The sequence below is a fragment of the Pseudodesulfovibrio sp. genome, from assembly GCF_028692895.1.
GTDB lineage: Bacteria > Desulfobacterota > Desulfovibrionia > Desulfovibrionales > Desulfovibrionaceae > Pseudodesulfovibrio.
This window is the reverse complement of the sequence record NZ_JAQUWN010000054.1, coordinates 2081-23191: the sequence shown is the minus strand read 5'-3', so window position 1 is coordinate 23191 and position 21111 is coordinate 2081. Positions and strand designations below refer to the sequence as shown.

Genomic DNA, 21111 nt, shown 5'->3' with positions numbered 1-21111 from the left:
AACATTACATATATTTTCACTGATAACCCTATCTTTGGTACAGCTCAAATAGCTACTGCTACCATCACTAACTTAAACGCTACTAATGCTAACTTTACTAACGCTACTTCTTCTAACTTCTAAGGACCACCACCTCGTCCACCTCGGGGAAGCGCTCGCGGTTGGCGTATTCCGCGCGGTCGTCCAGGACCACGGTGCGAAAGCCGATCATGGTCCCGACGCGGGCTGTGAACAGGGAGACGTGCCCGGCCCCGAAGATGTAGAGGGGCGCGGGCGGGATCATGGGTTCGGAAAGGCGCATGCCCCCGTCGTCGCGGGCGAAGGAGGGAGCGGTCCCCTGCGGGCCGGTGGTGATGACGTGGTTCACGGCGCGCAGGTCGTCGCCGGCCCCGGCGATGCGGGTGTTCAGGGCGGAGTGGACGCCGCGCCGGAGCAGGGAATCGACCTTGGCCAGGGCCAGGGCCCCCTGCCCGCCGGGCTCCATCACCTCCAGGAGCACGGTCAGGCCGCCGCCGCAGATCATGTCGGAGTTGGCGGCCAGTTCCCGGGTCATGTCCACGAAGGCGAGGCGGGCGACGCCGTCCTCCCCGCCGTCCGTCAGCAGGGCGCTGGCGTCGCGGCGCGCCTGGGCCTCCACCAGGCCTCCGCCCACGGTGCCCAGAATGGAGCCGTCCGCGCGCACGGCCATCTTCGCGCCCGAAGAGCGCGGCGTGGAGCCCGAGCTTTCCACCACGGTGGCCAAAACAAAGGATTCGCCGTCGTCAAGAAGTCCGCACAGGGACCGGATCAGGGATTTCACGTATCAATTCTCCTCGCCGCTTCGGATTTTACGCTTGCCCAGGCCCGGCACGGCCGGGACAAGCCCCCCTCCAAAGACCAGATCGATCGCCATATCCCCTGACCGGAGAGCTTGCCCCAGCAGGGGCGAGTTTTCAAGGGCGGAGCGCACCTTTTCGCCCAGGCCGTCGCCCAGGCCGCAATAGCGCACCGTGAGCCGCCCGCCTTCCAGCCCGGCCGCGAAGTCGCCCAGGCCGTCCACGGAGTAGAGGACCTCGTTCAGCTCGTCCAGATGCGGAAAATCCCCGGCCGCGCCTTCGTCGGCCCGGCGGACGCGCGGGTCCAGCCGTCGCAACGGACTGCCGCAGGCCGGGCAGACGCCCGGCAGGATTCGCCCGAGGTCGCCGGTGCGATAGCGGATGAAGGGCATGCCCAGGCGCAGGGGCGTGGTCAGCACCAGCTCGCCGGTCACGCCGTCCGGCAGGGGGTCGCCGGTCGCCGGGTCCACTATTTCCAGAAAGATGTCCGCCTCGCGCAGGTGCAGGCCCGAGCCGGGCGAGCACTCCACCCCGCCGCCCAGGCAGGTCTCGATCATCCCCCAGTGGCGGAACACGGCGCAGCCCAGAGTCCGCTCGCAGTTGCGGACCACGGCGTCCGGGACGGCGTCCCAGCAGAGCAGGACCGAGCGCAGGGTTCCGGCCGGCACGCCGCGCGCCGCAAAGGCCAGGGCCAGCAGGTTGAGGTGCGCGGGCGAGCCGATGACGCATTTCGCGCCCTCCGCCAGGCAGCGGTCAACGGCCCGGTCCGCGTCGTCGAGCGGATGGGCCACGGCCCGCGCCCCGCCGCGCGCCAGGGCCTCGCCCAGGAGCCGGGCCACGCCGCCGGGCCGTTCGTCGGGCAGGAGCACCAGGACCGTGTCGCCGGGCGCGGTCATGTTGGACATGCCCAGGGCGAAGAAGTCCGTGGTGGCCTCCAGGTCGCCCGCCGTGTGAAAGATGCGCTTGGGCTCGCCCGTGGTCCCGGAGCTGGTCAGGGTGACCACCCGGGCTATCTCGTCCAGGGAGACGCAGAGCAGTTGCTCCGGCCCCCGGCGCAGGTCGTCGGGTTGGAGGAACGGCAGCCGGGCGAAGTCCGCGAAGGAGCGGACGGACGCCGGGTCCACCCCGGCCAGGCGGCGGGCATAGAAGGGGCTGTTGGCCTTGGCGTGGGCCACGATGCGGCGCAGGCGGTCCAACTGCCAGGCGCGCAGTTCGGCGTCGGGCACCGGGACGTGCTCGTCGCGGCCCATGCGCCGGGCCAGGCATCGGTCAAGCTTCGGGATCATCGCACCGGCCCCGGTACAGGGTTTCGCCGCTCATGGAAGTCAGGTTGTAGGCGCAGAACGGGATGAGCCGCCCGTCGGGCGAGACCTCGTGGATGCAGCACCCCCTGAGCCGCTCCAGGTCCAAGGTCCAGCAGTCCTGGAAGGCCATGGCCGACACCGCCAGGGTGTGGGTGGCGGCCCTGGCCAGGAAGCGGTCCAGGTCGTCCCGGGGGGCCATGGGCGACAGCTTTTCCGGTGCGGGGTCAAGCGCCGGGGCCACCCACTGCCGCTTGACGAAGGCCTTGGACTTGTCCGCCCCTTCCGACGCCGGGCGGGCCGGGCGCGAGGCCGAGCCGGGCGTGCAGCCGCAGCCGCCGCCCTCGCCCAGCCGGTGCAGCGCGCCGTCCTCGCCGACCACGTAGTTGGCGTGGAACGAGCAGTGCGAGTGCTCGCAGCCGGGCGGGGTGAAATGATTGAGGCGCATGGCCCCGCCGGTCTGCTCCACCAGCGCGCGCATGATCTCGGGCAGGGTGATGCGCGCCGCGTCGTCCGGCGCTTCGGGATAGCGGCCGAAATAGCTCACGGGCTGGAAATGGACCCCGCGCACGGCGGGCGAGCGGGCGGCGGCCAGCCGGATGATCGCGCCCAGGTCGTGGTCGTTGACCCCCGGCGCCACCGTGGGCACCAGGACGATGCCGATCCCGGCCTCGGCCAGGGCGTCCAGGGCGGCCAGCTTCACCGGCAGCAGCGGTCTGCCGCGCAGCCGGGCGTAGACGGGGTCCCCGGTGCCGTCGAACTGGAGGAATACCGAGTCCAGCCCGGCCTCGGCCAGGGTGCGGGCATAGCCGGGCTCCCGCCCGATGCGCAGACCGTTGGTGTTGAGCTGGACAAAGGGGAACCCCCGCGACTTGGCCAGCCGGATCAGGTCCGGCAGGTCGTCGCGCACCGTGGGCTCGCCGCCCGAAAGCTGGAGGTTGCAACGCCCGGACGCCTCCACCACCCGGTCCAGGAGCCGGGCCACGGCCGCGGGCGAGGGATCGGGCGGCGCGACCTTGCCCGAGGACGCGAAGCAGACCGGACAGCCCAGGTCGCAGCGCCAGGTCACCTCGATGAGCGCGGTGCAGGTGTGCTGGCGGTGGGCGTCGCACAGGCCGCAGTCCAGTGGGCAGCCGCGTGAGGCGCGGGTGAAGGGATGGCGGGGCGGCGAGGGAATCTTGGGCCGCGCCCAGGCGTAGAAGTCGGGCTCGCCGCGCCAGACCACGGTGCGGAACTCGCCGTGCTCCGGGCACGCCTTGACCAGGAAGGTCTCCCCGGCCAGGGTCTCGTGCCGGGCCGGGATGGGCCGAAGGCAGACCGGGCAGACCGAGCGCGGCTCGGCGGCCGCGCTTTCGCCCCCCCCCGGACTCACGCTTCCTTCCGACCTTCGGCTCACGCCTCTTCCCTTCCCGCGGCGGGGTCCAGGCCGTTCTCCACCAGAATCTCTCGCAGCCGCTCGCCGGCCGAGGCAACGAGGCCGCCGCACCGCTCCTTGTGGGGCTTGCCGCACCCGCCCTCCAGGATGTCGCCGCAGGTCGTGCCGCCGTAGGGACGGGTCGTCTCGGCGAACCAGTCGCGATAGGTTTCGAGCATCAGGGGCAGCGCGTCCAGGGGGGCCTCGTCGTCCAGACCCCGGCCCGCGTACAGGCCGAGCACCAGGGCCCCGCCCGTGAGCACGCCGCACGGCCCGGCGCAGTCGCCCAGCCCCATGCACAGCCCGGAGGCCGCGCGGACCAGGTCCGGGTTCTCGCGCCCCAGCTCGTCCAGGGCGAGGATCACCATCATCTGCGTGCAGCAATACTTCCTGCCCGCCAGCTCCATCAGTCTGAGGCCGTTGTCGTCCAGCATGGTCTATCCCCCTTTTCGGGCTATCATCAGATAATATCCGAGCCCGCGCCCGCACGGGAACCCGGCCTCCCCGGCCAGGATCAGCCGAGCCGCCAGGTCGCGCAGGTGGCGGGCATGGTCCTCCACCACAACCACGTCCAGGCCGTGCGCCTCCGCCAGGGCGCGCACGGCCGCCACGGGCATGGCCCGGTCCGCGCAGGACTGGCCGGCCGCCGGAATGGAGGTCGAGCCGCAGCCCAGCTCCCGCCCCGCGCCCGCCACGGCGCACAGGTCGGTCAGGACCAGGTGGCCCGACGGCGCGAGAACGCGGGCGAACTCGCCCATCCCGGCCGCCGGGTCGGGCAGCAGGGAAAGGACGCACTCGCAGAACACGGCTTCGAAAAAACCGGAGCGGAACGGCAGGGCCCCGCCCACGGCGCGAACCAGATGGGCGCGGCTCCCGGCCCGCTCCGCCTGGACGGCCGACGGCTCGACGCCCCAGGCGTCCGCGCCGTAGCGGGCGCGCAGCCGGGCCACCGTGGCCCCCAGGCCGCTGCCCACGTCCAGGACGCGACGGCCGGGGGTGAGCCCGATCCGTTCGGCCGCACGGTCGGTCAGGGCGAAGCCGCCGGGGCGCAGGGTTTCGCCCGCCGCGTCGCGCAGGGCGGACCGCTCCCACAGGGGCGCGGCCGTCTCCACCCTACTTGTCCTCCATGAGCTGCTCCGCCCGGAACATCTTGCCAATGGCGATCTCCTCGGGGATAAGCACGTAGCCGCACTTGGGGCAGGTCGGCAGCTCCACGGTGAACTTCGAATCCAGGTATTCCAATTCCCTCGCCATCGGGACCAGGGGCTCGTCGCAGGACGCACACGTCCACCCGGCCCCGTCCAGCTCCGGCAACTTTATCAGGCTCACGGCTGGCCTCCCTTGATGCGCATGCGATGGCTCCAGGCGTTGTGCACCAGGTAGCCGTCGTCCGCCGGTTCATATTCCACCCAATAGGTGACCACGGCCGGGCGGAAGGAAGCCACCCGGCGGCCGGTCTCGGTCCTCAGCAGGTGCTTGCCCGAGCGCTCGGCCTGGAGCAGCACCTTCCGCACGTCGCTGGCCAGGATGCGCCGGGTCTCCATATTTTGCGCCGCCGCCTCGGTAAAGGCGGCCTGCACCGCCTCGAAGGGCTCGGCCTCGTGGTCGGCCGCCTCGTTCCAGACCTCGCGCAGCAGCCGCTCCCGGAGCCGGACGCGGTTCTCGCGCCGCTCGGAATAGCCGGGCGCGGGCCGGCCGGCCGGGTCCTCCACACGGGGGAAGAGCAGGTCGTAGAGGTGCAGGGCCCGGCCCCCGGCGCGGGCCATCATGTCGCGGCACATGACGCAGTAGGTCACCCAGTCGCGGTCCATGGACTGCGCCCGATCGCGGGCCACGGCCAGCCCCAGCTCGGGGTTGGCCTCGGAAAGCAGGCCGCCGAAGCCGCAGCACGGCGTGGTCTCGCCCGTGAAGCGCGGCTCGGCCGCGTCCACGGAGAGGCCGGAAAGCAGGTTGCGGACGTCGTCGCGCAGGACCGGGGCGCGCCGGGCCGCGCAGGGGTCGCTGATGGCCAGGGAGCCGCCGCCCGCCGCGCCGTCCGGCAGCCCGAGGGTGCGCAGCACGGACCAGTGGGACACGATCTCCGCGCCGGGCAGGGTCCGGGCCAGCTCCTGCATGCAGGTGGGGCAGGCCGCGATGATCCGGGGGGAGCCGAGCCCCTCCCAGCGGGCGCGCAGCGCGGCGGCGGCATCGTCGGCCATGGCGTCCCGGGCCGCCCAGTGCGCGGGCGCGCCGCAGCACTGAAGCATCAGCCCCACGTCGCCCAGCCGGGCGCGCAGGTCCGCATAGGCCGCCGCCACCCCGTCCGGGTCGGACGCGGCGAGCTGGCAACCGGGGAAGAAGACGTAGGCCGAGCTCCCGGTCCCGGGCGCGTGCCGAGCCAGGACGCAGCGGCCGCCGTCGGCAAAGGCCATGTCGCGCAGGGCGAACTCGTGGGCAGAGGGCGGCATCTGGCCGCGCGCCACCAGGGTCCGCCGGGCGTCCAGGCAGAGGTCGGCCATGGAGAAGTCCTCGGGGCAGACCGCCTCGCACTGGCCGCAGATCATGCACGAGTTTATCATCTTGTTGGCCGTGCGCGTGCCCCGGACAATGGATTCGTTGTTGTAGATCTGGCGCGCGTAGACCTTGGGATAGCCCTTGAAGTGGCGCAGGTAGGCGCATCCCTTGAGACACTCCAGGCACTGGCACTGGAGGCAGCGGGCCGCCTCGGCCCTGGCCGCGGCCTCGTCCGGGCAGCCGTCGGGACACGCGGGCGGGACCGGGGCCACGCCCTCCAGGCTGGTGAAATGCCGGGTGGCGCAGGGGCCCTCCAGCTCGCGGGCGGTGACCATGGACACGCCCTGAAGGTAGCGGTCCACGGAGTTGGCCGCCCGCCGGGCCGCCGCCGCGCGGAGCACGGCCGAAGGCTCGCCCGGCGCGCTGGCGAAGAGCCCGGCCCGCTGGGTGCCCAGGGTGAGCGGGTCCGGCAGGCCGCACCCGTCGAAAATTGCCGGAAAGGCGTCGCCGTCGGCAAAGACCGCGTCCTTGTCCGCCAGCTCGGCGTCGAGCAGGGCCGGGGTCAGGGCTGCGCACGCCTCGAAGGTCACTCCGAGCCGCGCAAGGCTCTCGATCTCCCCATCCAGCGCGCCCTTGGGCAGGGCCGCCTCGGGCAGGTCGCGCAGGGGGCCGCCCGGGTCGACGCAACGCAGGGTGACCTCGAACCCGCGCCGGGCCAGCTCCCAGGCCGCGCACAGTCCGGCCAGGTGCCCGCCGAGCACGGCCACGCGCTTGTTGCGCGCGGGCAGGGGCCGGGGCGGGGCCACCGGTTTGGCCGCCGAGGCGCAGTAGCGCTCCAGGCCGTCCACCTCCACCGCGCCGCCCGCGTCCTTGCGCACGCAGGCCGCCTTGCACGGGCCGTCGCACAGCCGGGCCAGAACGCCGGGCAGGGGCATGACCTTGGCCAGCACGGCCCAGGCCTTGTCCATGCGACCCTCGGCCATGAGCTTGCAGAACGTCCGCGCGTCCACGTGCAGGGGGCAGGCCGCGGTGCACCGAACGGTTTCCTCCTGGACGCACCGGGCCTCCCAGGCCCTGAGTTCCTTCTGTTCCATGTGCCTCCCCCCTTGAATGAAAGTGGCGGCCCTGGCCGAAGCCGGGGCCGCCACCGGGTTACGTTACGCTACTACAGGGCCTTGAGCCCGGCCAGCACCTTTTCGGGGTAGGCGGGCAGCTCCCTGATGCGGACGCCGCAGGCGTTGTAGATGGCGTTGATGATCGCCGGGTGAGGACCGCAGAGCGGGATCTCGCCGGTGCCGGAGGCGCCGAACGGGCCGGCAGGACGCGGGGACTCCACATAGATCAGCTCGATATCGTCCGGAATCTTCTTGATGGACGGAAGACCGGCGCCGACCATGTTGGAGTGCTTCTTGATGTCCTCGTAGTCCTCGTAGAGGGCCAGGCCGATGCCCTGGGCGATGCCGCCGTAGAGCTGGCCGTCGACGACCAGGAAGTTGTTCACCTTGCCCACGTCGGCGACCATGGTCATCTTCTCGACCGTGGTCTTGCCCGTGGCGAGCTCCACGGCCACCTCGGCCATGAACACGCCGTACATGTAGCAGGAGAACGGATTGCCCTGGCCGTTTTCGTCCATGGCGCCCGCCGGAGCGGTCCACTTGCCGTTGTAGCGCAGCTCCTTGCCGTCGGCCACCATCTCGTCATAGGTGCGGAACCCGCCGCCGGGCTTGCGCATGGCTTCGACAAGCTGGTCGCAGGCGTTCTTGGTGGCCTGGCCGACCATGACCTGGGAACGGGAACCGCCGGCCGGGCCCGAGTTGGGGGCCCTGCTGGTGTCGCCGATGTCCAGGTGGATCTGGCCGGGGGTCAGCTTGAGCGGGCGCAGGGCCTCGTGGGCCGTGCCCAGGGTGCCCATGTCGGCGCCCTGGCCGTGGTCGCCCCAGCAGGAGAAGATGGTCACGGTGCCGTCGGGGTTGAGGACGGCGTCCACCTCGGCGGAGTCCGGGCCGTCCAGGCCCGCGCCGTACACGGCCACGGCCAGGCCCACGCCGCGCTTGATCTCGGCGGTGGAGTCGGCGGCGGCCTTCTTCTTGGCGGCGTCATACTTGGGCTTCAGCTTGTCCATCATCTCGGGCAGGGAGTAGACCTCGGGGTCCTGTCCGGTGGGGGTGGTGGAACCCTTGCGGTAGATGTTCTTGTAACGCAGGTCGAAGGGGTCCATGCCCAGCTTCTCGGCCAGTTCGTCCATCAGCACCTCGGAGGGGAACTCCGCCTCCGGCCCGCCGTAGCCGCGGAAGGCCGCGCCCCAGCAGTGGTTGGTGCAGACGCAGCGGCCTTCGCCACGGATGGCCGGGATGTCGTAGCCCGAGCCGATGAACTGCACGCCGCGCAGGGTGAGCAGGTCGCCGAACTCCGAGTACGGGCCGTGGTCCACGGTCCAGTCGGTCTCCATGCCGAGCAGCTTGCCGTCCTTGGAGGCGGCCAGGCGCACGCTCGTAAACTGCGGCGAGCGTTTGCCGGTGTAGGTCTGCTGCTGGTACCAGGTGTAGTTCAGGAACACCGGGCGGTCGGTGGCCAGGCAGGCCACGCCCACCAGGGCTTCCATGGTGGGCGAGAACTTGTAGCCGAAGGTGCCGCCGGTGGGGTTCTGGACCATGACCATGTTCGCGGGATCGACGCCGATGCCGGGGGCGATCATGTACATGTGCAGGTGCAGGCCGATGGACTTGGAGTGGATGACCAGCTTGCCGTCATCGTTCATATAGGCGAACCCCACGTCGGGCTCGATGGGCATGTGCGGCTGGCGCTGGGTGTAGTAGGAGCCTTCGGCGACAACGTCGGCGCCGTCGAAGATGGACTTGGTGTCCGGGCCCTTGGCGATCTTCGCCCGGTAGTAGACGTTGGGCGTGCCGGGGTGGATCTCGATGGCGTCGTCCGCCATGGCCGCGGGCGCGCTCATGTATTCCGGCAACTGTTCGATCTCGACCTTGACCTTCTTGGCGCCCTCCTTGGCCGCCTGCGGGTTTTCCGCGCAGACGATGGCGATGGCGTCCCCGTACTGGAAGATCTTCTCGTCGCACAGGATCGGACGGTCCCAGCCGTCGCCCAGGTTGTCCGGGAAGGTGATCAGGCCGGTGATGCGGTTCTTGCCCTTGACGTCCTTGTGGGTGACGACCTTGACGACGCCGGGGACCTTCTCGGCCTCGGAGACGTCGATGGATTTGATGTTGGCGTGGGAGACCTCGGCCTGCACCAGCTCGCAGGTCAGGGTCCCGGCCGGGAGCTTCAGGCCCATGTCGGCGCCGAAATCCCAGGTCCCGGTGACCTTGGCCACGGCGTTCGGACGCGGGTACTTGGTCCCCCAGATGCGGCCGTCCTCGGGAATCTTGAAGAGCAGGTCATCCTCGGTCTTCTCGCCGCGCATCACCTCGGCGGCGGCCATGACGGCGTCCACCAGCGGTTTGTAGCCGGTGCAGCGGCAGAGGTTGCGGTTTTTTTCGAACCACTCGCGGACCTCTTCGCGGCTCGGCTTCGGGTTGGCCTCAAGCAGGGAATAGGTGGAGACGATGAAGCCGGGCGTGCAGAAGCCGCACTGGGCCCCGCCGAAGGCGATCCAGGCCAACTGGATGGGATGCAGCTTGCCGGGCAGGCCTATGCCCTCAAGGGTGAGGATGGTGGCGTAGTCGTCCACCTTCTTCATCTTGGTGCGGCAGGACCGGGTCAGCTTGCCATCCTTGATGACGGTGCAACTGCCGCAGACGCCGGAATCGCAGCCGATCTTGACGCTGGTCAGGCCGAGGTTCTGCCTCAGCACATTGGCCAGGGACTCCTCGCCGTCGCATACGACCTGGCGAGTGACCCCGTTCACCTGAAGTGTCCTTTTGATCATGACAGTATTCCTCCTTGATGTAAGTACGGTCTTGCTCTTTGCAAATTTCTGGTTGAAATTCTTACACCTGTCGTCATTTCCCAAAGGGGCAGACGGGATAGCGACATACGTCGCAGGTTGCGCAGAATCCCCCGTGCCCCAAAGCCACGATCTCCTCGCGGGTCACCTCCTCCCCGGCCAGCAAGCGGGGAACCACCAGGTCGAATACCGACGCGCGAAAGTACATGACGCAGCCCGGCAGCCCGAGGATGGGCACGCCGCCCAGGTCCGCGTACAGGAACATGACGCCGGGGAAGGTGGGCGATCCGTAGGTGATGACCTCGGCTCCCGTGGACCGGATGGCCGTGGGAGTCTGATCGTCCGGGTCGACGGACATCCCGCCCGTGACCACCACCATCTGAGCGCCTTCGGCAATGAAGGCGAGGATGGCGTCGCGGGTCATGGACGGATCGTCCGAAGTAAGCCGCTGGTCCATGACCGTGGAGCCGAGCTGGGAAAATTTCTTGCGGATCACCGGGCCGAACTTGTCCTTGATCCGGCCGCGATAGACCTCGCTGCCGGTGGTCACCAGGCCGACCTTGTGATGGATGAAGGGCCGGACGCCGACCACATAGGGGTATTCGGCGCAGATGGCCTCCACCCGCTCGATCTTGGACTCGTCGATGACCAGGGGCACCACGCGGGTGCCCGCCACGGCGCGCGGCTCGGTGACCTGCTGTCCGTTGTGCATGGTGGCCAGCACCACCTCCTCGATGGAGTTGATGCGGGTCAGGGCCTCGACGTTGACGTCGAGCAGGCCGGGCGAGGCCTGGAAGTTGATGCGCCCTTCGCAGACCGGGGTCAGGGAGACGCCCGGCCCGGCGGCGGCCCTGGCTATGCGCTCCGCCGCCTCGTTTTCATGGATGGTTCCCTTCTCCAGGTTGAGCACGTAGACGTGCTCCTTGCCTATTTCGAGAAGGGCGGGGATGTCTTCCTCCCGGATGACGTGGCCCTTGCGGAACGCGGGGCCCTTGCACTCGCCGGGGACGATGCGGGTCATGTCATGGCACAATACCATGCCCACCGCATCTTGTACGGGAACGGTCTTCACTTGTGATTACCCCACTTACGACTTGCGCCCGGAAGCCGCCCGCCCGGCCGTCCGGACCCTTGCCCGCCTGCGGCGCGCCACCCTTTCCGGGAGGCGCCCACCGCCGCTTCGGGCTTCGGGCCACAGCCGCCTCTCCCCGGGAGAGCCGCTTCGCTGCACAGGCTTTATTATGCCTATTTGCACACAATGTACCTCTGCAAAATCGTTCAGTCAACAGACTAGGCCACATTCGGCACAATATAACAACATGGCGGGATGTAACATATTCATGCGCGGCAACGGAATTCGCCGCCCTTTTTCCCCGATCCGGCCCAAGGCGGCCGGAAAGTGAGGCGCAACGGGCCTGGATAACCTTGGCGTCAGATCTTGAACGAACGTTTGACTTGGTCCCGACGATGAACTAACAGGAAGGCCGCCGGAATCATCCGCCGACAGACGCGGGAGGGCCACATGGCCGCAGAAAAGGCAAGGACCATCAGCCGCAAGGCGCAGGGCGAGGAGACCAGGGCGACGCTGCTCGCGGTGGCCTCGCGCCTGTTCGCCCAAAAGGGATACGACGGCGTCTCCATGCGCACCCTGGCGGCCGAGGCCGGGGTCAACCTGGCCACGGTGGGCTACCACTTCGGGGGCAAGTCCGGCCTCTACCAGGCCATCCTCGAACGGATCATCGCCGTGCGCTACGAGATATTTCCCAAATGCGAGGAGGTTCTCGACCGCTTCGAGACGGCCGGGCGCGACCTCCGGGGCAAGTGCGCGGTCACGGACTGGTTCGTGGACCAACTCGTGCGCGAGCTGCTCGGCCACAGCGAACTGGCCTGGGCCGCCTTCATCGTTTCCCGCGAGCTGGCCCAGCCTTCGGAATGGTTCGAGGGGCTGACCAGGGAGTTCTTCACTCCCTCGCTCAACTCCCTCTGCGCCCTGACCGAAGGCGTTCTGCCGGCGGGCGCATCCCGGGAGGACGTCATCCTCACGGGCCACTGCGTCATCAGCATGGTCCTCAAGCTGCTGGAGGCCCACACGCTCATCACCCGCCGCCTGGGCTGGGAGAGCTACGCGAGCCACCTGGACGACCTCTCCGCCATCATGAAAAAACGCATCAGGGGGCTGCTCGGGCTGCCCATGGAGGATGCAAGATGAATCGGCTTTCCGGCCTCGCGCTGCTCTGCGCGCTCTCCCTCGTCGCCGCCTGCAACGGCAAACCCGCCCCCGAGCCCGAGCCGGTCCGCCCGGTCAAGACCATGACCGTGCGCGACTTCGACATGGCCCGCCAGTGGACCTTCGCCGGAACGGCCGAGGACGCCCTGGCCACCCCCCTCTCCTTCCGCGTGGGCGGCAAGATCGTCGACTTCCCCGGCGACCAGATCGGCCGCAGGTTCGAGAAGGGCCGGGTCATCGCCCGTCTGGACCCGGTGGACTACGAGCTCCAGCTCCGCCAGGCCAGGGCCAACCTGGAGCAGGTCCGGGCCAACTACGTCCGGGCCAAGGCGGACCTTGAGCGCAACACCGAGCTCTTCAAGCGCAGCGTCATCTCGCGCGGGGAGATGGACCAGATCGATGCGGACTTCAAGTCCTACGCGGCCCAGATGAGCGCCTCGCAAAAGCAGCTCGACATCGCCAGCAAACAGCTTTCCTACACCACGCTGGCCGCGCCCTTTGACGGCTGGATCGGCCAGGTCAAGGCCAACAGGCACCAGAACGTGGCCTCGGGCGAGCCCGTGGTCACCTTCAACGCGGGCCGGGAGATGAAGATGTACATCGCCGTGCCCGACACCTACATCGGCCAGGTCCGGGAGGGCGACGCGGTGGAGGTCTCCTTCGACGCCCTGCCCGGCAAGACCATGGAGGGCAAGGTGGCCGAGGTCAGCGTGGACTCGGCCACCGGCTCCACCTACCCGGTCAAGGTCCACCTGCCCAACTCGGAGCGGCTGATCCGCTCCGGCATGTCCGGCCACGTCCGGTTCACGGGCAAGGACGGCCGGGCCACCCACTTCGTGCCCCCGGTGGCCGTGGTGGGCGAGCCCGACGGCGCCCGCCGCATCTGGATCGTGGACCCGGCCACCGAGACCGTGCACAGCCGCAAGGTCACCGTGGGCCGCCTCGCCGCCACGGGCCTTGAGATCGCCGACGGCGTCCGCCCCGGCGACATCGTGGTCATCCGCGGGGCCAGCCGGCTCAAGGAAGGCATGAAGGTCCGGCTGGTCAAGCAGGATGTGGGGAACTAGCCGTGAATCCAGCCAAGTGGTGCATCACCAACAACCGCACCTCGCTGGTCCTCTTCCTGCTCATCGCGGTGAGCGGGGTCATGACCTTCTTCTCCATCCCCAAGGCCGAGGACCCGGACTTCACCATCCGCACGGCCGTCATCACCACGGTCTTTCCCGGCGCGTCCCCCAGGCGCGTGGAGGAACTGGTCACGGACAAGCTCGAAGAGCGCATCCGCGAGATCAGCGAGCTCAAGAACGTCGAGTCCCAGTCCATGAGCGGCTTCTCCATCGTCAAGGTGGAGTTCCAGGACCACATCAAGAACATGCAGCCCATCTGGCAGAAGCTGCGCAACAAGGTCAACGACGCCCAGCCCGACCTGCCGGGCGAGGCCCAGACCCCGGTGGTCAACGACGAATTCGGCGACGTCTACGGCATCGTCGTGGCCATCACCGGCGACGGATTCTCCTACCGCGAGCTCAAGGACGCCGCCGACGACGTGCGCGACCAGTTGCTCAAGGTGGACGGCGTGGGCAAGGTGGATCGCTGGGGCGTCCAGGCCGAGCGCATCTTCGTGGACTTCACCAACTCGCGCATGGGCGCGGCCGGGGTCTCGCCCTTCGCCCTGGCCCAGATGATCGACCGCCAGAACACCCTCCAGCCCAGCGGCTCCAGCATGCTCGGCCCGGAGCGCATCGTCATCGAACCCACCGGCGAGTTCAGCGGCGTGGAGGACATCCACTCCATCGCCATCCGCCCGCCGGGCAAGAAGACCTCGGTCCGCCTGGCCGACGTCACCGACATCTCGCGCGGGTTCGCGGACCCGCCCTCCACCATGGCCCGCTTCAACGGCAAACCCGGCCTGATCCTGGCCGTGTCCATGGTCGATGGCGGCAACATCACCGAGCTGGGCGAGCGCGTGGCAAAGAAGCTGGACGAAATCCGGGGCGACCTCTTCGTCGGCCTGGACGCGGACGTCCTGGTCTTCCAGCCCGACTACGTCAACGCGGCCATCCGGGATTTCATGATGAACCTCCTGGAATCCTTCGCCTTCGTCGTGGTCATCATCCTGGCCTTCGCCGGGCTGCGCACCGGGCTCATCGCCGGGTCGCTGGTGCCCATGGCCATGCTCGGCAGCATCGCCCTGATGCCCTCCCTGGGCGTCGGGCTCCAGCGCATCTCCATCGCCTCGCTCATCATCTCGCTCGGCATCCTGGTGGACAACGGCGTGGTGGTCTCGGAGTCCATCCTGGTCCGCCTGGCCTCGGGCCAGAACCGGATGAAGGCCGTGACCGGCGCGGTCTCCGAGCTGTGGATGCCCCTGCTGGCCGCGTCGCTGACCACCATCTTCGCCTTCCTGCCCATCCCGCTGGCCGACAAGCCCGTGGGCGAGTTCTGCACCTCGCTCTTCATCGTGGTCTCCCTGACCCTGGGCTGCTCCTGGGCCCTGTCCATGACCATGGTGCCCATGCTCTGCTACTACGTCCTCAAGCCCAAGGTCGTGGTCCAGACATACGCGGGCCGCGTCTACCGCTTCTACCGCGCCCTGCTGCTCTGGAGCCTGAAGCACCGCACCGTGTTCGTGGGCGGCATGATCCTGTGCTGCGCCGTGTCCATGTGGGCCTTCCGGTTCGTGCCCAAACTCTTCTTCCCGCCCAACGAGCGCGCCCAGTTCACCATCGACTTCTGGCAGCCCTACGGCACGGACATCACCGCCACCTCCCGGCGCGTGGCCCGGCTGGAAAAGGTCCTGCTCGCCGACAAGGAAGTGGTCTCGGTGGGCGACTTCGTGGGCCACGGCGGCCCGCGCTGGTACCTGCCCCTCAACCTGGAGCAGAAGAACGACAACCTGGCCACCTTCATCGTCAACACCACATCCATCGAGGCCGTGGACCGGGTCATCGACCGCACCCGCAAGGTTATGGACGAGCGTTTCCCGGACGCGGACTACTCCATGAACAAGCTGATGAACGGCCCGCCGGTGGGCGCCAAGATCCAGATCCGCCTCTCCGGGCCGGACATCGCCACCCTCTACGCCGAGCGCGACAGGATCGCCGCCATCATGGAACAGCAGCCGGGCGTGGACCGCGTCTGGGACGACTGGGGGCTGTGGACCAAGAAGATGCTCGTCCAGGTCAACCAGGACAAGGCGCGCGAGGCCGGGCTCTCCAGCTTCGACGTGGCCGTGTCCCTCCAGACCGCCATGAGCGGGCTGCGCGCCTCGGACTACCGCGAGGGGGACACCATCATCCCCATCCTGCTGCGCAACGACGAGGGCTACCGGGGCCGCCTCGACAAGCTCGACTCTCTCAACGTCTACTCCTACGACACCGGCAAGAGCGTCCCCCTGAGCCAGGTGGCCACCACCCGCTTCGACTGGCAGCCGTCGGACATCCGCCGCCGCGACCAGACCCGGACCATCACCATCAAGGCCGACGTGGCCGACGGCTACTACGCCCTGTCCATCCTGAAAGGCGTCCGCCCCGAGGTGGCCAAGCTCATGGCCGCGCCCGACTGGCCCCTGGGCTACACCGTGGAGTACGGCGGCGAGTTCGAGAAATCCCAGGAGTCCCAGGAGGCCATCAACGCCAACATGCCCCTGGCCATGGGCCTGCTCGTCCTGGTCCTGGTCTTCCAGTTCAACTCGGTCCGGCGGCCCGTCATCATCCTGCTGACCCTGCCGCCCATGATGATCGGCATTTCGGCGGGCATGCTCCTGACCAACGCGCCCTTCGGCTTCATGGCCATGCTCGGCATGATCTCGCTGCTCGGCATCATCGTGAACAACGCCATCATGCTCATCGACCGCATCGAGATCCTGCGCAAGCGGTCCATGGACACCAGAAACGCCATCGTCGTGGCCGCCCTGGAGCGCGCCCGGCCCATCATCATGACCGCCACCACCACCATCATCGGCATGGTCCCGCTCTCCCTCCAGGGAGGCGAAATGTGGCGGCCCATGGCCAACCTCATCATGTCCGGCCTCTCCGTGGCCACCGTCCTGACCCTCGTCCTCTGCCCCGTCCTCTACGCCATCTTCTTCCGCCAACCGTTCAAGGACTACGCCTGGGACCCGGCCGTGCTGGAAGCGGCGGACGACACCAAACAACTACTGTAAGCCCGAAAAAGCCGCCGGAGACAGGAATGCCTCCGGCGGCCCCTTCGGGGAGACCAGGGCGCCGCCAGCCAATCCTCCCGCCAACAAATCTCAATCCCCCGAGCCGCTCGCCCGCGCAGCGGAGAATGGGGTGCAGGGGCTTCGTCCCTGCCGGGTCTAGGGCAGCGCCCTGGCCGTCGGAGGCATTCCCTTGCCGTGCCCGCCGCATGAAAGAACCGCGCCGCTCCGGGGGGGCCGGAGCGGCGCGGGGGTGTGTGTTACGGCGTGTAGAGCCCGGCCCACTGGGGCAGGAAGAGAGAGAGGGCCGGGATGAGCGAGATGACGATGAGCACCACGAAGTCCATGGCCACGTAGGGGATGGCCTCCTTGGCGATTTCGTCCACTTCGCAGCGGGCCAGGTTGGCGGCGGTGAAGAGGTTGACGCCGACCGGCGGCGTGGCCTGGCCGATGGCCAGGGCGGAGATGAAGATGACGCCGTAGAAGACCGGGTCCACGTGGAAGGCGGACAGGACCGGGATCAGGATAGGCATGAGCAGGTAGGAGATGGAGATGGCGTCCAGGATCATGCCCAGGCCGAAGAGCAGGACGTTGACCAGGACGATCATGACCACGGCGTTGGGCGATATCTTGATGATGAGCCCGGCCAGGGCGTCGATGACGCCGGTGACCGAGGCAGCCCAGGTGAAGATGCCCGCGAAGGCCACGATGAACATGATGACCGAGCTGGTGATGGCCGAATCCACGAGGATCTGGATCAGGTCGCGCCAGCCGATGGACCGGTAGATGACCACGGCCACGAACAGGCTGTAGAACACGGCGACCACGGCCGCCTCGGTGGGGGTGAAGATGCCGGTGTAGATGCCGCCCAGGATGACCACGGGGGCCATGATCGCCCAGAAGGACTTGCGCAGCGCGGTCAGCAGCTCGGACGCGCAGCCCCGGCAGTTGGTGCCCCGGTAGCCCCGGCGGCGGGAGATGTACCAGGCCACGAGCATGGTGGCCACGCCGGTGAGCAGGCCGGGGATGATGCCCGCCACGAAGAGGGCGGAGACCGAGACCGAGGTGATGTTGCCGTAGATGATGAAGGCGATGGACGGCGGGATGATGATGGACAGGTCCGAGGCGTTGGCGATGGTCGCTCCGGCGAAGGCCCGCCCGTAGCCGTTCTTGAGCATGGGGGTGAGCAGGATCATGCCCACGGCGGCGGTGGTGGCCGGTCCGGAGCCGGACATGGCCCCCCAGAACATGCAGGTCAGCACGGCGACGATGGAGAGCCCGCCCGTGGCCCGGCCGACCAGCAGTTCGAAGAAGGAGGCGATGTGGGCGGCGATGCCCGCCCGCTCCAGGATGACGCCCGCCAGGACGAAGAACGGGATGGCGAGCAGCGGGAACGAGGCGATGCCCGAGGCGAAGTTGACGCCAAGCATCTCCGCGCCCAGGTCGAAGTACATGATGGCGGCCACGGCCGAGACGCCGAGGGAGGTGCCGATGGGCGCGCCCAGGAACATCAGGACCAGAAAGAGGGCCAGGATGATGACGAATTCCATGGCTAGTCCTCCCTCTTGCGGTCGCTCAGGCGGGCCCTGGCGTCGCGGTAGATGCCCCGGAAGACGAAGACCGAGAAAACCGGCAGCCCGGCGTAGTAGATCCACACCGGGATGTCCAGGGAGGCGGACCGGGCCTGGAACAGGGTCATCTCGTCGTAGATGGCCTGGATCATGTACCAGTCCAGCACCAGGAAGAGCCCGGCGGCCAGGACGGAATAGATCAGGATGGAAGCCTTCTGCATGGACCGGGGGAACCGGTGGAAGAAGGTGACCATGCCCAGGTGCCCGCTGCGCTCGAAGGCCAGCCCGATGCCGATGACGGTCATCCAGACGAAGAGGTTGATGGTGATCTCCTCGGTGGCGGCCAGGGAGAAGTGGAAGATGTATCGGCTCAGGACGTTGAGGAAGGCGATCACGACCATGACGGCCATGCAGATGGCCACCAGCCAGTGGTCGAGGCGAAAGCCCAGCAATAACTTTTTCAACTGCTTACTCCGCGTTTCGGGCCCCGGCCAGCGGAGCCCGTGACAGGACCGCCCCGGAAACGGAGTTTCCGGGGCAGATGACACTCGTCAGGCAGGGGATCAGAGCCCGAGGTCGGCCTTGGCCTTTTCGTAGACCTCGGGGCCGATCTCCTGGATCCACTTGTCGTAGACCGGGCGGGTCGCCTTCACGAAAGCGGCGAGCTCCTCGGGACTAAGCGTATGGACTTCCATGCCCTTGGACTGGAGGAAGGCGATGGGGTCCGGGACTTCCATGTCGTAGTGGAACTCTTCCTTGAGGATCTTGAGCGAGGAGCCGTCGTCCAGGCCCGCGCGGCTCAGGGCGATCTCGAAGCGCCCGGCCTCCTTGGCGGCGGCCATGATGGCGTCCTGGACGTCCTTGGGGAAGGCCCGCCACTCGGCCTGGTTCCAGTAGATGATGAGCGGATCGACCAGATAGTTCCAGAGGGTGGCGTACTTGTGGTACTGGTAAATCTGGATGGGGACGAGCACGCCCATGGGGTTCTCCTGGCCGTCCACGACGCCCTGCTGGAACCCGGCGACGGCGTCGCCCCAGTTCATGTTGACCGGGTCGGCTCCGAGCTCGCGGAAGGTGTCGATGAACAGCGGGTTGCCAACGACGCGGATGCGCAACCCCTTCATGTCCTCGGGGGTCTTGACCATGACCTTGGAGTTGGTCAGTTGGCGGAAGCCGTTTTCGGCCCAGGCCAGGGGCTGGATGCGCTTGGCCTCCATGGCCTTGAACACGGCCTCGCCCGCCTTGCCGTTCTTCACCTTGTCCAGGTTCTCGAAGTTGTTGAGGAAGAAGGGAAGGTGGAAAATATTCGCCTCGGGGATGACCGGGCTGATGTTGATGGTGGAATCGATGGCGCAGTCGATGACGCCCTTGGCGACCATCTGGGAGCTCTTGAGCTGCGCGCCCTTGAGCAGGGCGGAGCCGAAGTAGGGCTTGACGTTGATCCGGCCGCCCGTCTTCTCGGCCACCAGCTCGGCGAACTTGGTCGCGCCGATGCCCCAGTAGAGCTTCGGCCCGACCGTGACCTGCATCTTGTATTCTTTCTTGAAATCCGCAGCCTGGGCGGAAGCCGCCACCATCATGAAGACCGCCGCCAGGAGCGCGGCGAACACCTTTTTCCCTTGTTTGAGATGCAACATGGACCAATTCTCCACATCCAGAGATTATTGCCGCCGCCCGCCGCCCGCCGGAGCGCATCCGACGGCCCGCGCAAGGCCCGGCAAGAGCTATATATGGACAAGAGCGGCCCGGCGGCCAGGGTCCGAAACGGGAACACCGGCCGCGCCCCGCCTGACGGCGGGAGGGCGGCGGGACCGCACTTGATCGGACCACTGTCGGATGGAAGCGCGACAATCCGGCAACCGGCCAGCCTCTTGAAAAACCCCAAGACGGGCCCCCCGGCCCATCGGGGACCCCGGCCCATCGGGGCCCCCGGCCTTCCGGCCCAGGCTCCCCTCGCGGGCCGCGGCCTCCTTCGGCCAATGCCCGCAAACCTCCTCAGGTTCGCGGATATCAGCATAGGGAGTGTGAAAAGTCCACCTCTTTGGGGGGCGTGGCGGCGTGCGCCGGCGGTTGCCGCGAGGGGTGCCGGGCCTCCGCGCACCGGCCCGTGCGGCCCGCGCCGACGGTTGCGCAACGCCGCCCTTTGGCGGTATCAAGCCCGCATGACGAATCAGCACGAACCCCGAGCGAACAAGGACGTGGTCAACAAGGCGCTTCGCCACATCAACCACCATGGCGGCGAATATGCGGACTGGTACGTGGGCATTGAAGACGCGGGCTCCGACCGAAACCAGGATGAAAAATGCCTCGCCCGGCACCACCTGGCCTCGGAAGCGGAGGCGAAGCTCACCATGTCCCGGCTCCTGGAACTGGGCCTCCAGGCGGACGACGAGTATGGCGCGGAGCCGACCATCCTGTTCGTCTACACCCGACGGCAGGCCGCGGAGTAGGACGCCGGGCTCCAGACCCATTCCCCTTGGAACCAGCCCGACGACGGCGCGCCAGCAATTGAAAACCCCCTCCCACCCACGGGCCGGGGACAATCGGAGATTCCACATGTCGCTTTACCGGAACAAGAAGAACGGCAACCTGTATTTCGCCCTGGGCACCGTGACCAACGCGACGAACGCCCAGGACGATCAGGAAATGATCCTCTACCGCCCGGTCAAAAGCGAACGCCTGTTCTGCCGCGAACGGGAAGAATTCGCCCGGAAATTCGAGAGCGTGGACGCGGACGCGATCGTGGCGTTGCTCGGCCCGATGAAGTGAGGCCACTTGTTCAACCTTCCCGTCCTGCTACCTCTTTTTCCTTCTTGGCCCTGGCTCTCAGGTCATTCCTGCGGCTTGGCACGGGGCTCTCTTCAACCTCCCGGGAGAACCAGCCAACCAACCAGCCAATTCAAGCTTTGACACCCTGGTTGACTATAAATTAAGTCATGTATATCTAGGTAACTAGACCATAGCTTCAACCAGCCAGCAAACCAGCCAAAAGGAGACTGCCTTGAAGCCAGTCATACCGCAGGGCAAAGCGCTCGGCCCTCTCAAGGACCTCGCTCAAGAAGTTCTGACAGCCTCAGCAGGCTTGGAAGGCCGTGTAGCCCTTGAAACGGCTCAGGCTCTCGGGGATCAGTTGCGCCTCATCAACTCCTTTTACAGCAACCTCATCGAGGGGCATCGGACCTTTATTCCGGACATAGAGAAGGCCCTGAACAACCACTACAGCG

At 67.7% G+C, this 21111-nt stretch carries 17 protein-coding genes and 1 pseudogene; 6 read left to right on the top strand and 12 right to left on the bottom strand.

All coding sequences use genetic code 11. The features are described from left to right. Positions 1–112: 112 nt before the first annotated feature. From PHP91_RS12845 to PHP91_RS12805, 9 genes are all read right to left on the bottom strand, one after another. Positions 113–799: an XdhC family protein gene (locus tag PHP91_RS12845; protein WP_300141253.1), complete on the bottom strand. Its 687-nt coding sequence runs from the start codon at positions 797–799 to the stop codon at positions 113–115. 3 nt (positions 800–802) lie between these two features. After that, positions 803–2101, bottom strand: coding sequence for a DVU_1553 family AMP-dependent CoA ligase (locus PHP91_RS12840; RefSeq protein WP_300141250.1), 1299 nt, complete (start codon positions 2099–2101; stop codon positions 803–805). Then, the gene (trsS, locus tag PHP91_RS12835) at positions 2085–3488 is read right to left on the bottom strand and encodes a radical SAM (seleno)protein TrsS (RefSeq protein WP_300141247.1); all 1404 of its coding nucleotides are present in this window, start codon (positions 3486–3488) and stop codon (positions 2085–2087) included. Before trsS ends, PHP91_RS12840 begins: the two co-directional genes overlap by 17 nt. A 20-nt stretch (positions 3489–3508) precedes the next feature. Next, complete coding sequence (locus tag PHP91_RS12830) at positions 3509–3964, bottom strand: DVU_1555 family C-GCAxxG-C-C protein (RefSeq protein ID WP_300141244.1); 456 nt, start codon at positions 3962–3964, stop codon at positions 3509–3511. Between the two features lie 3 nt (positions 3965–3967). Next, positions 3968–4642 (bottom strand): DVU_1556 family methyltransferase, encoded by a 675-nt coding sequence (gene trsM, locus PHP91_RS12825; RefSeq protein ID WP_300141241.1) that lies wholly within the window; start codon positions 4640–4642, stop codon positions 3968–3970. A gap of 1 nt (position 4643) precedes the next feature. Continuing rightward, complete coding sequence (locus tag PHP91_RS12820; protein WP_300141238.1) at positions 4644–4859, bottom strand: DVU_1557 family redox protein; 216 nt, start codon at positions 4857–4859, stop codon at positions 4644–4646. Beyond that, complete coding sequence (locus PHP91_RS12815) at positions 4856–7117, bottom strand: pyridine nucleotide-disulfide oxidoreductase/dicluster-binding protein (RefSeq protein WP_300141235.1); 2262 nt, start codon at positions 7115–7117, stop codon at positions 4856–4858. Before PHP91_RS12815 ends, PHP91_RS12820 begins: the two co-directional genes overlap by 4 nt. A 71-nt stretch (positions 7118–7188) precedes the next feature. Then, on the bottom strand, positions 7189–9909 hold the full coding sequence (locus PHP91_RS12810; RefSeq protein WP_300141232.1) for a molybdopterin-dependent aldehyde oxidoreductase: 2721 nt from the start codon (positions 9907–9909) through the stop codon (positions 7189–7191). A 73-nt stretch (positions 9910–9982) separates the two neighbouring features. After that, entirely contained in the window at positions 9983–10999 is a 1017-nt protein-coding gene (locus PHP91_RS12805) for a molybdopterin-binding protein (RefSeq protein ID WP_300141229.1), read from the bottom strand. Positions 11000–11449: 450 nt separating this feature from the next. Between PHP91_RS12805 and PHP91_RS12800 the strand changes: the two genes are divergently transcribed. The 3 genes from PHP91_RS12800 to PHP91_RS12790 are packed head-to-tail and all read left to right on the top strand — an operon-like array spanning position 11450 to position 16319. After that, on the top strand, positions 11450–12136 hold the full coding sequence (locus PHP91_RS12800) for a CerR family C-terminal domain-containing protein (protein WP_300141226.1): 687 nt from the start codon (positions 11450–11452) through the stop codon (positions 12134–12136). Continuing rightward, entirely contained in the window at positions 12133–13221 is a 1089-nt protein-coding gene (locus PHP91_RS12795; RefSeq protein WP_300141223.1) for an efflux RND transporter periplasmic adaptor subunit, read from the top strand. The genes PHP91_RS12800 and PHP91_RS12795 overlap by 4 nt, the downstream gene beginning before the upstream one ends. Positions 13222–13223: 2 nt before the next feature. Then, the gene (locus tag PHP91_RS12790; protein ID WP_300141220.1) at positions 13224–16319 is read left to right on the top strand and encodes an efflux RND transporter permease subunit; all 3096 of its coding nucleotides are present in this window, start codon (positions 13224–13226) and stop codon (positions 16317–16319) included. A 257-nt stretch (positions 16320–16576) separates the two neighbouring features. Here the strand turns inward: PHP91_RS12790 and PHP91_RS12785 are convergent, their stop codons facing one another. The 3 genes from PHP91_RS12785 to PHP91_RS12775 form a co-directional block, all read right to left on the bottom strand. Further along, positions 16577–17866, bottom strand: a complete 1290-nt coding sequence (locus PHP91_RS12785; protein ID WP_300141217.1) for a TRAP transporter large permease — start codon at positions 17864–17866, stop codon at positions 16577–16579. A gap of 2 nt (positions 17867–17868) precedes the next feature. Then, positions 17869–18351 (bottom strand): TRAP transporter small permease, encoded by a 483-nt coding sequence (locus tag PHP91_RS12780; protein WP_300141214.1) that lies wholly within the window; start codon positions 18349–18351, stop codon positions 17869–17871. A gap of 99 nt (positions 18352–18450) precedes the next feature. Continuing rightward, a complete protein-coding gene (locus PHP91_RS12775; RefSeq protein ID WP_300141210.1) occupies positions 18451–19524 on the bottom strand; it encodes a DctP family TRAP transporter solute-binding subunit in 1074 nt (357 codons plus the stop codon). 525 nt (positions 19525–20049) lie between these two features. Here PHP91_RS12775 and PHP91_RS12770 point away from each other — a divergent pair. The 3 genes and pseudogenes from PHP91_RS12770 to PHP91_RS12760 form a co-directional block, all read left to right on the top strand. After that, a complete protein-coding gene (locus PHP91_RS12770) occupies positions 20050–20337 on the top strand; it encodes a hypothetical protein (RefSeq protein WP_300141207.1) in 288 nt (95 codons plus the stop codon). A gap of 106 nt (positions 20338–20443) precedes the next feature. Continuing rightward, entirely contained in the window at positions 20444–20656 is a 213-nt protein-coding gene (locus tag PHP91_RS12765) for a hypothetical protein (protein WP_300141204.1), read from the top strand. Between the two features lie 232 nt (positions 20657–20888). Next, positions 20889–21111: pseudogene (locus tag PHP91_RS12760) on the top strand (hypothetical protein); the annotation flags it as partial.

Excerpts from the sequence above, each read along its gene's own strand:
- PHP91_RS12840 (WP_300141250.1), bottom strand. The coding sequence starts at position 2,101 with ATGATCCCGAAGCTTGACCGATGCCTGGCCCGGCGCATGGGCCGCGAC.
- PHP91_RS12830 (WP_300141244.1), bottom strand. The coding sequence starts at position 3,964 with ATGCTGGACGACAACGGCCTCAGACTGATGGAGCTGGCGGGCAGGAAG.
- PHP91_RS12815 (WP_300141235.1), bottom strand. The coding sequence starts at position 7,117 with ATGGAACAGAAGGAACTCAGGGCCTGGGAGGCCCGGTGCGTCCAGGAG.
- PHP91_RS12810 (WP_300141232.1), bottom strand. The coding sequence starts at position 9,909 with ATGATCAAAAGGACACTTCAGGTGAACGGGGTCACTCGCCAGGTCGTA.
- PHP91_RS12800 (WP_300141226.1), top strand. The coding sequence starts at position 11,450 with ATGGCCGCAGAAAAGGCAAGGACCATCAGCCGCAAGGCGCAGGGCGAG.
- PHP91_RS12795 (WP_300141223.1), top strand. The coding sequence starts at position 12,133 with ATGAATCGGCTTTCCGGCCTCGCGCTGCTCTGCGCGCTCTCCCTCGTC.
- PHP91_RS12785 (WP_300141217.1), bottom strand. The coding sequence starts at position 17,866 with ATGGAATTCGTCATCATCCTGGCCCTCTTTCTGGTCCTGATGTTCCTG.
- PHP91_RS12775 (WP_300141210.1), bottom strand. The coding sequence starts at position 19,524 with ATGTTGCATCTCAAACAAGGGAAAAAGGTGTTCGCCGCGCTCCTGGCG.
- PHP91_RS12770 (WP_300141207.1), top strand. The coding sequence starts at position 20,050 with ATGACGAATCAGCACGAACCCCGAGCGAACAAGGACGTGGTCAACAAG.
- PHP91_RS12765 (WP_300141204.1), top strand. The coding sequence starts at position 20,444 with ATGTCGCTTTACCGGAACAAGAAGAACGGCAACCTGTATTTCGCCCTG.